Below are 11,560 nucleotides of genomic sequence, written 5' to 3' on the forward strand. Positions count from 1 at the left end.
CAGGTCTTCTCGGCCCAAGACCAGCGGGACCGATCAGGCGGGCGGTCCGGCCGCTGCGACGGGAGGGAAGACCGCGGCTCGTAGGCGCAGGAGCAGGGTTTCGAGCGCAAGCTGCGGATTGACGTTGCGGTTGGCGCTCCGCTGGATTGCGTCGACCTCCGTGAGCAGCTCCAGCAGCGTCTCCTGCGAGATCCGCTCGGCCGTCTCCGCGAGATCCGGCGCCGAGCCACGATTCAGGAGTGCATCGGGATCACTGCCGACGCTGATGAGCAGGAGGTCCCGCAGCCATTGGGCGATCCAGTCGAAGGCTTCGGGAGCCCGTCCGCTCTTTGCGAGGGCTTCGGCGGCGTTGAAGACGGCGGTGACCGACCGGAGCGTCGCGGGCGCCAGCAACTTCCGGTATTCCTCTTGGGTTTGGCGGAGATGGGTGATGTCGGTCTGAAGCGCCAGTCCCAGGCGGTCCTGCGTGTAGAGGGCGAGCAGCGCCGCGTCCGCGGGCGAGAGGCTTCGCTGTACGATCAGGGCCGCCTCGACTTGCGTCCGCGCGGGCGGCACGAACCTCAGCCCCTGGCAGCGGGATGTGATCGTGGCCGGCAGCGCGAACGGCTTGCTCGAGATCAGGATGAAGACGCTGTGGGCCGGCGGCTCTTCGAGCGTCTTCAACAAGGCGTTCGCCGCTCCCAGCGTCATCCGATCGGCCTCGTCGATCACGACGACCTTGAACCGCCCGATCAGCGGCCGGTAGATGATCTGCTGCTCGATTTCCCGGATCTGCTCGATCTTGACCTGCGGGTTGGCCTGCTCGCGGTCGGGCTCGATCAGCAGGGCGTCGGGGTGCGTGTAGCTCTCGATCTGCCGGCACGATCGGCACGTCCCGCAGCCGGCCTCGGCCGCTTCGCAGTTCAAGGCTTGGGCGAACCGGACGGCCATCAGTCGCTTCCCGATCGCGTCCTCTCCATAGAACAGGTAGGCATGCGCCACCCGATCGCGGGCGACGGCGGCGCGCAGGAGCGCCTTTGGACCTTCGTGACCGATCACTCCGTCGAACATCACTTCTCTTGGATCCCTCCCCGGCAGGCGGAGAAGGACTGCAGGCTCACGCGGGACCCGGTTCGCCGACAGCGTACCAAGCGCATCAACGGCTCCGCGAATCCTGCCCGACCCGTGTCAACAATCGCCCGACGATGGCGAGCACGTCCTGCTCGACGGCTTCGATCGGGCGGTTCGCATCGATCGTTTTGATGCGCCGGGGTTCCCGGGACGCCATGGCCGTGAAGCCGCGGCGCACGCGCTCGTGGAACCCGGTCGTTTCACGATCCAGCCGGTTCTGCTCCGTGCCTTCGCGGCGCCGCCTTGCCAAGCCGACCGCAACGGGCAGGTCGAAGAGCAGAGTCAGATCGGGGGCCAGCCCGCCGGTCGCCAGCCGGTTTCCACCACGGAGGGCGCGGAGGTCGAGCCCCCGCGCGTAACCCTGGTAGGCCAACGTCGAGTCAAAGAACCGATCACACAGGACGATCGCGCCGCCGGCGAGCGCCGGCCGGATGAGCTCGGCCACGTGCTGGCTCCGTGCCGCGAAGACCAGGGCGGCTTCGCATTCCGGCGTCATGCCGTCACGGCCGGTCGACGCCCGACTTTTCTTGATGTCGAGCATCAGGCTGCGGATGTCTTCGGCCAAGGGTGTGCCGCCCGGCTCCCGGGTTTCGACGACCCGGTACCCTCGCTGCCGTAAGTGTTTCGCGAGGCGGGCGAGTTGGGTCGTTTTGCCGCTTCCTTCAATGCCCTCGAAGGTGATGAAGCAGCCTCGGTGGTGTGTGGAGCGCATCGGCCTCGTCGGTCGGTGTCCGAGAAAAAGAATCCGTGCATCCTATTCCAAGTCATTGAAAATCTCAAGAAATGGCTTGCGGGAGGGGGGTAAAGCCTGTATCATTTCTAGGTTGTGGATACCACGGTGAAGGGTCTGTCCGCCTCCCTCAAACGCTATTTCCTCACAGGCCTGCTCGTCATCACCCCGATCTGGGGGACCGTCCTGATCCTCAAGACGCTGTTCGTCACCGTGGACAGTATTCTGGGGGATGCCGTCGCCCGGTTCGTTCCGAGTGAATACAACGTCCCCGGGCTGGGGATCATGGCGCTCGTCCTGCTGATCTTTACCACCGGGCTGTTCGCGGCGAACTTCATCGGCGGTCAGATCGTCAAATGGTGGGAAGAGCTCCTTCACCGGGTCCCGATCGTCCGCGGGATCTACTCGACCCTCAAGTCCATGACTGATATCCTTTCCTTCAAGGAAAAGGACCGCTACAACCGAGTCGTCTTGATTCAATTTCCCAAGAACGGCCACTATTGCTTCGCGTTCGTGACCGGTGTGACGCACGGGGAGATCCAGGAAATCTCGACCGACCCGCTCCTGAACGTCTACGTCCCGACCTCCCCGAACCCGACTTCGGGATATTTTCTCCTCGTGCCCGAAAAGGAAGTGATCCCGCTCGAGATCAGCGTGGAGGAGGCGATGAAGCTCATCGTGTCGGGCGGTCTTTATACTCCCCCACCGTCGATGGATGCCTCCGCGGGGCGCCGTTCGACTCCCCCGGACGTCCGTACCGATGTCGAGGTGCCGATCGCATGAGCCCCGCGCGATCCCGGCCGTTCGTGTCAGGCCAGCCGTGGACCTTCCGTCCCAACACACCTGCCAGCGGAGACCGGAGCCGTGACTAGCGTCGGTGCGATCGTCATGGCTGCCGGCTTGGGGAAGCGGATGCGATCGAAGATCGGGAAGGTGCTCCATCCCGTGGCCGGCCGACCGATGCTCCTGTATGCCGTCGATCTCGCCGGGCGCTTCGCCGACGACGGGGTCGTCGTCGTGGTTGGGCATCAGGCGGAGCGGGTCAAGGCGGTGCTCGATGAGTTCGCCGCCGAACGAGGCCTCCGGGCGGTGCCCTCGCGCGGCCGCGGACTGACGGCGCACGTCGCAAGCCCGCGCGAGCCAGGAGGGGCGATCCTCATCGCCGAGCAGCGGGAGCAATTGGGAACCGGGCATGCCGTGATGCAGGCCCGACACGCGATCATGAGCGCGCGGGGCCGGCCGGCCCGGACCTATCTCATCATGAACGGGGACACCCCGTTGCTGACCGAGACGGCTCTCGCCGGTCTGCTCAAGGTCCACGAAGAGGAGAAGGCGGCGGTTACACTGCTCACCGCGGTCCCGGACGACCCGTCCGGCTATGGGCGGATCATCCGCGGGCAGGGCGGGACCGGCGCTCACCGGGTGCTGAAGATCGTCGAAGATCGTGATGCGACGCCCGACGAAGCGCGCGTGCGGGAGATCAACGTCGGGACCTACGTCGTGGACGGCCGGTTCCTGTTCGAGGCCTTGGACGAATTGAAGCCGCAGAACGTGCAGCGCGAATACTACTTGACCGATCTCGTCACCCTCGCCGTCCGCCGGGGACTGCCGGTGTCGGCCATGGCGGTCGAGCGGGCCGAAGAAGGGCTGGGCGTCAATTCCCGTCGGCAACTCGCCCACGCCGAGCGGGTCTTGAGAGAACGGATTCGGGACCGCTGGATGCAGGAGGGTGTCACCTTGCTCGATCCGGCCACGGCGTGGATCGACGACACCGTCCGCATCGGGCAGGACACCGTCCTCCATCCCCATGTGACGCTGGAAGGCCGTACGGTGATCGGCCAGGACTGCGTGATCCGGTCGCATAGCCGCCTCACCGACACGACGCTCGGCGACCACGTGGTGGTGCAGGATTGCTGCGTGCTCACGGACTCGTGCGTCGAAGAAGGGTGTGCGATCGGCCCCTTTGCCCACTTGCGGCCGGGCAGCATCGTCCGGCGCCGTGCAAAGGTCGGCAATTTCGTCGAGATGAAGAAGACCGAATTGGGGGAGGGCTCCAAGGCCAATCACTTGAGCTACCTGGGGGACGCGCGCATCGGCAAGAACGTGAACATCGGGGCGGGCACGATCACGTGCAACTACGACGGGTACCGGAAGTACGAGACGGTGATCGACGACGATGTGTTCATCGGCAGCGACACGCAGCTCATCGCGCCGGTGAAGGTCGGGCGAGGGGCGGTGATTGCGGCCGGCACCTCGGTGACCCAAGAGGTGCCGCCCGATGCCTTGGCCATCTCCCGCACCCCGCAAGCCAACCGGTTCGGGTGGGCGTCGAAGCGCCGGGCCTTGCTCGAGGGGCAGCCGGACTCGAGCGCCGGACGCGGGCCGCAAGGCAACCCGAAGAAGGCGCGGCCATCCTCCGGCGCCGCTCGCCCTCCCTCGCGCGCCGCCGTCCGTTCGAAATCGAAGAAAGGCTAGGAGGACTTATGTGCGGTATCGTCGGGTACGTCGGCGATGAAGACGCGGTGCCGATCCTCTTGAACGGCCTCAAACGGCTCGAGTATCGGGGCTACGACTCCGCCGGCATCGCCCTCCTCCATCAGGGGAAGATCGAGGTGCGGCGCAGCGTCGGCAAGCTCTCCAACCTGGAAAAGATGCTGAAGGGCAACGCGTTGAAGGGCTCGACCGGCATCGGCCACACGCGCTGGGCCACCCATGGCAAGCCGTCCGAGCAAAATGCGCACCCGCACCGCTCCGGCGGCTGCGTGCTGGTGCACAACGGGATCATCGAGAATTACCTGCCGCTCAAGCAACAACTCCAGAAAGACGGGTACCGCTTCGAGTCCGAGACGGACACGGAAGTGGTCGCCCATCTGGTGGCGCGCTATCTGAAGCAGGGGAAGTCTCTGGCCGAGGCCGTGCTGGCCGCGACGAAAGAGATCCGCGGCAGCTACGCGATCGCCGCCATCTGTGAGAGCGAACCGGATCGCCTGGTCGCCGCGCGATCCGGGTGTCCCTTGGTCATCGGCCGTACGGGCCGTTCGAGCTTGGTGGCCTCCGACGTCATGGCCATGCTGCAACACACGCGCGACGTGACCTACCTAGAGGAGGGCGACCTCGCCATCGTGACCCCTTCCGACGTGCAGATCCTCGACACCGAGGGGCAGGCGGTCAGCCGAAAGACGACGACGATTGCATGGGACGCGGCGGCGGCCGAGAAGAGCGGGTATCCGCACTTCATGCTGAAGGAGATTCACGAGCAGCCGCAGACCATTCTCGATACCATGCGGGGCCGGTACAGGTTCGAAGCGGGCGAGGCGGACCTTCCCGACTTGGGGTTGACGCCGGAGCAGTTGAAAGCGGCCGGGAAAATCTGGATCGTCGCGTGCGGCACCTCCTGGCATGCGGGGCTCGTCGGGAAATATCTGTTCGAAGAAATGGTCAAGGCGCCGGTACAGGTCGACATCGCGTCGGAGTTCCGCTACCGCGACCCGCTCGTACAAAAAGACGACCTGTTCATCACGATCTCCCAGTCCGGAGAGACGGCCGACACGCTGGCGGCGGCACGCGAAGCGAAGGTCAAGGGCGCCCGGGTCATGTCCGTGGTCAATGTGGTGGGCAGTACCCTGGCTCGGGAATCGGACGGCGTGCTCTACACCCATTGCGGGCCGGAAATCGGAGTCGCCTCGACCAAGGCGTTCACCGCGCAGCTCACCGCCCTATATCTGCTGGCGCTGCATCTCGGACGCGTGCGGGGCACGCTCAACGCCAACGACGGCCGCATGTGGCTGGAACGGCTGGTGTCGTTGCCCATGCGTGTCGAGCACATCTTGAAGCGCGAAGCCGAGATCGTGGCGATCTCCAAGCGGTATCACACGAAACGCAACTTCCTCTATCTCGGCCGCGGCATCAACTATCCGATCGCGCTCGAAGGGGCGCTCAAGCTGAAAGAAATCTCCTACATCCATGCCGAAGGCTATGCGGCCGGTGAGATGAAGCACGGTCCGATCGCGCTCATCGACAAGGACATGCCCGTCGTCGTCTTGGTCCCCCGGGACCGGCTGTACGAAAAAACGGTCAGCAATCTGATGGAGGTCAAGGCGCGGAACGCCCCCGTGATCGCGTTCGTGAGCGAAGGCGAGCGGGACCTCGGGAAATCCGCCGACGCCGTCTTTACGATCCCCGACGTGCCGGCCTTGCTCACGCCGATTCTCTATGCGGTGGCGCTCCAGCTCTTGGCCTATCACATCGCCGTCCTGCGGGGGACCGATGTCGATCAGCCGAGGAACTTGGCCAAGAGTGTGACGGTCGAATAGCGGGAGGCCTTCGGCGGGCGGGGACGGCCAGGAATCCTCATAGGCAAATGTGTTAATCTGATTGAAAGTCGAGAGCCGGCGGGATGCCGATCACCAAACAAGAAGTCGAGCACGTCGCGAAGCTGGCGCGCTTGGAGATCACCGAGGCGGAAACGGAGGCGTTCACCCGGCAACTGAGCAGTATCTTAACGTACATCGAGCAGTTGAAGGCCTGGGACACGGCAGGCGTGGAGCCGACCGCGACCGTCATCGAGCAGGCGAACGTGTTTCGTGCCGACGAGCACCGGCCCAGCCTGCCTGTCGAGGAGGCGCTCGGCAACGCCCCCGATGCGATGGACGGCTATTTCAAGGTCCCGCGGATTCTCGAGGAGCGCTGACCCTCGTCCGCCCGTGTCGTCGGTCGGCTCGACCGTCACGGACTCAACAGAACGGAGACAGAAGGATTCCACATGCTACGACAAATGCTGCGGGCCAAGATTCACCGGGCGACGGTGACGGAGGCCTGCCTGGAATACGAAGGCAGCATCACGATCGACGAGAACCTGCTCGACGCCGCAGGCATCCTGCCGTATGAGCTGGTGATGATCTCGAATCTCAACAACGGCGAGCGATTCACGACCTACGCCATGGCCGGACGGCGCGGCAGCGGAGAAGTGGTGCTCAACGGGCCGACGGCGAGAAAGGCCGTCGTCGGGGACAAGGTCATCATCTTTTGCTACGAGTTCTATGCCGAGGATGAAGCGATGCGCCATCGGCCCAAGATCATCCTGGTCGACGAAAAGAACCACATCGCCCAGCAGAAGCCGACCCAGCCGAAAGCCTCCCGCTGATCGTCCACCCGGGTTTGCCTGATGCTTCACAAGCTCACGCTCCACGAACTGCAGGACCGGTTCACCAAGGGGGACGTCACCGCCCGCGACATCGTCCGGGCCTACACGCTCCGGATCAATCAGGTGGAGCCCAAGATCAAAGCCTATATCACGCAGACGAAGGAAGCGGCCTTGGCCGAGGCCGATGCCCTCGATGAGCGGCTCAAAGGTTGGCGCAAGGTCCTGCCGTTGATGGGGATGCCCATCGCCGTCAAGGACAACCTTTGCACGAAGCAGGTGCCGACGACCTGCGGGTCTCGGATGCTCACCAATTTTACGCCGCCGTACGACGCGACGGTCGTCGCGCGCCTTCGGGCACGCAACGTGCTGTTCCTTGGAAAGACGAACCTGGACGAATTCGCGATGGGGTCGTCCACTGAAAATTCGGCTTTCGGCCCGAGTCGCAATCCCTGGAACCCGGCCTATGTCCCGGGCGGCTCCAGCGGGGGATCGGCGGCCGCCGTGGCCGCGGATGAGTGCGCGGCCGCGCTGGGGTCGGATACGGGCGGGTCGATCCGCCAGCCCGCCGCCTTCTGCGGCGTCGTGGGGCTCAAGCCGACGTACGGGCGCGTGTCCCGATACGGGCTGGTCGCCTTTGCCTCCTCCTTGGATCAGATCGGGCCGATCACGAAGGACGTGACCGATGCGGCCATGATGATGAACGTCATCGCGGGTCATGATCCGCTCGATTCCACCTCGGCCGACGTGCCGGTGCCGGATTACCTGAAGACGCTCAAGAAAAAGGACATGAAGAAGCTGCGGGTCGGCGTGCCGGCGGAATATTTCGCCGAGGGACTCGACCCTGAAGTGGGCGAGGCGGTCCGCGACGCGATCGCAGTCTTGGCTGATCTCGGGGCGGAGATCCGCGACGTGTCGCTCCCGACCATGGGGGCGGCCGTCGCCACCTACTACCTGATCGCCACGGCGGAAGCCAGCTCGAACCTCGCGCGGTACGACGGCGTCAAGTACGGCCTGCGCACCAAGCAGGCGAAGGATCTCCTCGATCTCTACCTGAAGACGCGGCAGGAGGGGTTCGGTCCCGAGGTCAAGCGGCGTATCATGCTCGGCACGTACGCCCTCAGTGCCGGCTATTACGAGGCCTACTACGGGAAGGCGCAGGCGGTCCGTACGCTGATTCGCCGGGATTTCGAGGCGGCGTTCCAGGAAGTGGATCTGCTGGCCTCGCCCGTCACACCGACCCCCGCGTTCAAGCTGGGTGAAAAAATCGAAGACCCGCTCCAGATGTACCTGTCCGACATCTATACGATCTCGGTGAACCTCGCCGGCATCCCCGCGATCGCCGTTCCATGCGGCTTCAGCAAGGCGGGGCTCCCGATCGGTCTGCAGCTCATGGGGAGAGCGTTCCAGGAGGACGTGCTGCTCAGGGCCGCGCATGCGTATGAGCAAGCGACGACGTGGCGCGCGAAGCGCCCGAATATCCGATAACTGTTGGGCGGAGCCGAACGGGCTCGAGGGCCGGCGTGAGGGTCGCCTCCCTGGTTCAGCGCCCTCATCCTTACTCAGCCTCCCGAGGAGGTCCTATGCTGCTTGAGGCGTCCGCACTGATCGCCGCCGTCGCATTCGCCGTGCTCACCGCCTATATCGTCTCCACCTTGATCCAGGTCAGGAAGACCACGATGGAGCTCGAGCGCCTCTTGGGACAGGTGAATGCCGAGCTCCCCTTGTTGCTTCGCGAGCTTCGCCAGACCACCGAGAAGGTCAACCTGTTGGCGGAGCAGGCTCGGGACGGCGTCGAGCATGCCGCCGTCTTCCTGCATGCCGTCGGCGACATCGGTCAGACCGTCCAGCAGATGCACGGCCTCGTGCGCGGCCAAGGGGAACACGTCCTCGGGCGTCTCGGGTTGCTGATGACCGGTCTCCGGGCGGCGACCGCGGTGATCAAGGAACGCCTGTCGAAATCGAGCGGAGAGCCGAACGGCGCGCGCTAGTCTCCCGCACGTCCTCGCCCGGTTCCTACAGCGGTTCGTCCTCGCGCCGATTGATTTCCAGCCAAGATCCCTGCGTACACTCAAGGCGGTGGAGTGTGTTCGGAGGGAGCCGTGCCGTTACGGATCGAAGACTATGCGCTGATCGGCGACACCCAGACCGGAGCCTTGGTCGGGCGGGACGGGTCCATCGACTGGCTCTGTCTGCCGCGCTTCGATTCCGGCGCCTGCTTCGCCGCGTTGCTGGGGACCCCCGAGCACGGCCGCTGGTCGATCGCTCCCTCCACTGAGCTGCGCCGGATCGTGCGCCGATACCGGGACGGCACGCTCATTCTCGAGACGGACTTCGACACCGACGAAGGCGGCGTCACGCTGATCGACTTCATGCCGCCTCGCCATCAGGAAGCCGACCTCGTCCGCACCGTCGTCGGGCGGCGCGGCCGCGTGCCCATGCACATGGAGCTCGTGATGCGGTTCGATTACGGCTCGATCGTCCCCTGGGTGCGCCGGCGGAACGGTGCGTTGATCGCGATCGCCGGACCGGACGCCTTGACGCTGTGGACCAGGGTCCCGACCCACGGAAAGAACTTCAAGACCGTCTCGGACTTCACCGTGTCGGAGGGTGAGCGGATCGATTTCGTGCTCGTCTGGCACCCGTCCCATCTCCCTGAACCTGCACCGGTCGAGCCCGGCCGGGCTCTCGCTGAAACGGAGCAATGGTGGCGCGACTGGTCGGCCGTCTGCACGTACGACGGACAGTGGGAGGAGCCGGTACACCGATCCTTGATCACGCTCAAAGCCCTGACCTACGCCCCGACCGGGGGGATCGTCGCGGCGGCGACCACGTCCCTCCCTGAAATGATCGGCGGCCCTCGGAATTGGGACTACCGGTACTGCTGGGTCCGAGACGCGACCTTCACGCTGTATGCGCTCATGCTCGCCGGCTACACCGAGGAAGCGAAGGCCTGGCGCGAGTGGTTGCTGAGGGCGGCGGCCGGCCGCCCGTCGGAGCTGCAAATCATGTACGGGGCCGCGGGAGAACGCCGGCTGACAGAGCTGGAGCTCGACTGGCTTCCGGGGTATGAGGCGTCGCGTCCGGTACGGATCGGCAACAAGGCCGTGAACCAGTTTCAACTCGACGTCTACGGCGAAATCATGGACGCGATGCACCAGGCGCGGCGGGCCGGGATCGAGCCGGAGGAGCATTCGTGGCGACTGCAACGCGCGTTAATGGATTTTCTCGAGACGGCGTGGGATCGCCCCGATGAAGGCATTTGGGAGGTCCGCGGACCTCGACGGCAGTTCACGCATTCGAAGGTGATGGCCTGGGTGGCGATGGACCGTGCCGTCAAGGCGGTGGAGCGTTTCGGCTTGGACGGGCCGGTCGCCAGATGGAAACAGACGCGAGCGGCGATCCACGAGCAAGTCTGCCGAGAAGGATACGATGCCGAGCTGGGGGCATTCGTGCAGTACTACGGAGCCAAGAGCCTGGACGCGAGCGTGCTGATGATCCCCCTGGTGGGGTTCCTGCCGCCTGAGGACCCCCGGATGCAAAGCACGGTCAGAGCCATTGAACAGCGCCTGCTCGTGGATGGCTTCGTGCACCGGTACGATTCGACCGACCAGGTCGATGGCCTGCCGCAGGGCGAAGGCGCCTTCCTCGCCTGCTCCTTTTGGTTGGCCGACAATCTGGCGCTCATGGGGCGTCACAAGGAGGCCTGTGATCTGTTCGAAGGCCTGCTCGCGATCCGCAACGACGTGGGCCTCCTGGCCGAGGAGTATGATCCCGTCACGCGCCGGCAGTTGGGCAATTTCCCTCAAGCATTCTCCCACGTCGGCTTGATCAACACCGCCAGGAACCTGTCGCGCCGCGGCGGCCCGGCAGAGGAAAGACGGAAAGGATGACATGGTGATAAGGGGTAGGTGATATGGGGTAGGGTGTGTCTGGGCTCGAGGAATATAAGAAGAAGCGGCGGTTCGGCCGGACGCCGGAGCCGAGGCCGGAGCGGAAGCAGTCGGACCATGGCCGGCTCTTCGTCGTTCAGAAGCACCGGGCCAGCCATCTTCACTACGATTTCCGGCTGGAGAGCGAAGGAGTCTTGAAGTCCTGGGCGGTCCCCAAGGGGCCCTCGGTCGACCCCAAGGTCAAACGCCTCGCCATGGCCGTCGAGGACCATCCCCTCGACTACGCCGAATTCGAAGGGGTGATCCCCGAAGGCGAGTATGGAGCGGGGACGGTGATGATCTGGGATCGCGGCCGCTATGAGCCGGAAGGGGGCCAAGACGTCGAGGCGGCGCTTCGCACGGGAGAGCTCAAGCTCAGGCTGGAGGGCGCCAAGCTGAAAGGGTCGTGGGCGTTGGTGCGTACACGGGACCGTCAGTGGCTACTCATCAAGCATCGAGACGCCCATGCTTCAACGGACGACGTGACGGTGAGGCACCCGCGCTCCGTGGTGACGGGGCGCCTGCTCGCCGAGATCGCGGCCGACGAAGGCGGGGACGTCGCCAAGGCGGCAACCGGCGACCCGCCCACGATGCCGTCCCACCCGTAAGGTGGTCTCACCTCTATTGCCTAGGGGAGCGCTACAAAGC

11 protein-coding genes are annotated in these 11,560 nt (G+C 65.0%); 9 read left to right on the plus strand and 2 right to left on the minus strand.

Annotated elements, in window-relative coordinates; genetic code table 11:
• Window positions 1-33 precede the first annotated feature (33 nt).
• Both holB and tmk read right to left on the minus strand, forming a co-directional pair.
• Window positions 34-1,050, minus strand: coding sequence for a DNA polymerase III subunit delta' (holB, locus tag ACWHYV_RS06190; RefSeq protein WP_447979787.1), 1,017 nt, complete (start codon window positions 1,048-1,050; stop codon window positions 34-36).
• 85 nt (window positions 1,051-1,135) lie between these two features.
• On the minus strand, window positions 1,136-1,822 hold the full coding sequence (gene tmk, locus ACWHYV_RS06195; RefSeq protein WP_447979788.1) for a dTMP kinase: 687 nt from the start codon (window positions 1,820-1,822) through the stop codon (window positions 1,136-1,138).
• 126 nt (window positions 1,823-1,948) lie between these two features.
• Here tmk and ACWHYV_RS06200 point away from each other — a divergent pair, with 126 nt between their 5' ends.
• The 9 genes from ACWHYV_RS06200 (at window position 1,949) to ACWHYV_RS06240 (ending at window position 11,520) form a co-directional block, all read left to right on the plus strand.
• Complete coding sequence (locus ACWHYV_RS06200; protein ID WP_447979789.1) at window positions 1,949-2,623, plus strand: DUF502 domain-containing protein; 675 nt, start codon at window positions 1,949-1,951, stop codon at window positions 2,621-2,623.
• 81 nt (window positions 2,624-2,704) lie between these two features.
• Window positions 2,705-4,315 carry a bifunctional UDP-N-acetylglucosamine diphosphorylase/glucosamine-1-phosphate N-acetyltransferase GlmU gene (gene glmU / locus ACWHYV_RS06205; RefSeq protein ID WP_447979790.1) on the plus strand — a complete coding sequence of 537 codons (1,611 nt, stop codon included), beginning with the start codon at window positions 2,705-2,707 and terminating at the stop codon, window positions 4,313-4,315.
• 8 nt (window positions 4,316-4,323) lie between these two features.
• Window positions 4,324-6,153: a glutamine--fructose-6-phosphate transaminase (isomerizing) gene (gene glmS / locus ACWHYV_RS06210; RefSeq protein WP_447979791.1), complete on the plus strand. Its 1,830-nt coding sequence runs from the start codon at window positions 4,324-4,326 to the stop codon at window positions 6,151-6,153.
• A gap of 83 nt (window positions 6,154-6,236) precedes the next feature.
• Window positions 6,237-6,530: an Asp-tRNA(Asn)/Glu-tRNA(Gln) amidotransferase subunit GatC gene (gene gatC / locus ACWHYV_RS06215; RefSeq protein ID WP_447979792.1), complete on the plus strand. Its 294-nt coding sequence runs from the start codon at window positions 6,237-6,239 to the stop codon at window positions 6,528-6,530.
• Window positions 6,531-6,602: 72 nt separating this feature from the next.
• Entirely contained in the window at window positions 6,603-6,983 is a 381-nt protein-coding gene (gene panD / locus ACWHYV_RS06220; RefSeq protein ID WP_447979793.1) for an aspartate 1-decarboxylase, read from the plus strand.
• An 18-nt stretch (window positions 6,984-7,001) separates the two neighbouring features.
• A complete protein-coding gene (gatA, locus tag ACWHYV_RS06225; RefSeq protein WP_447980691.1) occupies window positions 7,002-8,468 on the plus strand; it encodes an Asp-tRNA(Asn)/Glu-tRNA(Gln) amidotransferase subunit GatA in 1,467 nt (488 codons plus the stop codon).
• Between the two features lie 95 nt (window positions 8,469-8,563).
• The gene (locus tag ACWHYV_RS06230; protein ID WP_447979794.1) at window positions 8,564-8,971 is read left to right on the plus strand and encodes a DUF948 domain-containing protein; all 408 of its coding nucleotides are present in this window, start codon (window positions 8,564-8,566) and stop codon (window positions 8,969-8,971) included.
• Between the two features lie 111 nt (window positions 8,972-9,082).
• The gene (locus ACWHYV_RS06235) at window positions 9,083-10,873 is read left to right on the plus strand and encodes a glycoside hydrolase family 15 protein (RefSeq protein WP_447979795.1); all 1,791 of its coding nucleotides are present in this window, start codon (window positions 9,083-9,085) and stop codon (window positions 10,871-10,873) included.
• Window positions 10,874-10,908: 35 nt separating this feature from the next.
• On the plus strand, window positions 10,909-11,520 hold the full coding sequence (locus tag ACWHYV_RS06240; protein WP_447979796.1) for a DNA polymerase ligase N-terminal domain-containing protein: 612 nt from the start codon (window positions 10,909-10,911) through the stop codon (window positions 11,518-11,520).
• The last annotated feature ends 40 nt before the right edge of the window (window positions 11,521-11,560 follow it).

The organism is Candidatus Nitrospira bockiana, assembly GCF_965152565.1.

What these genes read in the sequence shown, in the direction of transcription:
- holB (WP_447979787.1), bottom strand. Translation starts at nt 1,050, where the DNA reads ATGTTCGACGGAGTGATCGGTCACGAAGGTCCAAAGGCGCTCCTGCGC.
- glmS (WP_447979791.1), top strand. Translation starts at nt 4,324, where the DNA reads ATGTGCGGTATCGTCGGGTACGTCGGCGATGAAGACGCGGTGCCGATC.
- gatC (WP_447979792.1), top strand. Translation starts at nt 6,237, where the DNA reads ATGCCGATCACCAAACAAGAAGTCGAGCACGTCGCGAAGCTGGCGCGC.
- tmk (WP_447979788.1), bottom strand. Translation starts at nt 1,822, where the DNA reads ATGCGCTCCACACACCACCGAGGCTGCTTCATCACCTTCGAGGGCATT.
- panD (WP_447979793.1), top strand. Translation starts at nt 6,603, where the DNA reads ATGCTACGACAAATGCTGCGGGCCAAGATTCACCGGGCGACGGTGACG.
- ACWHYV_RS06230 (WP_447979794.1), top strand. Translation starts at nt 8,564, where the DNA reads ATGCTGCTTGAGGCGTCCGCACTGATCGCCGCCGTCGCATTCGCCGTG.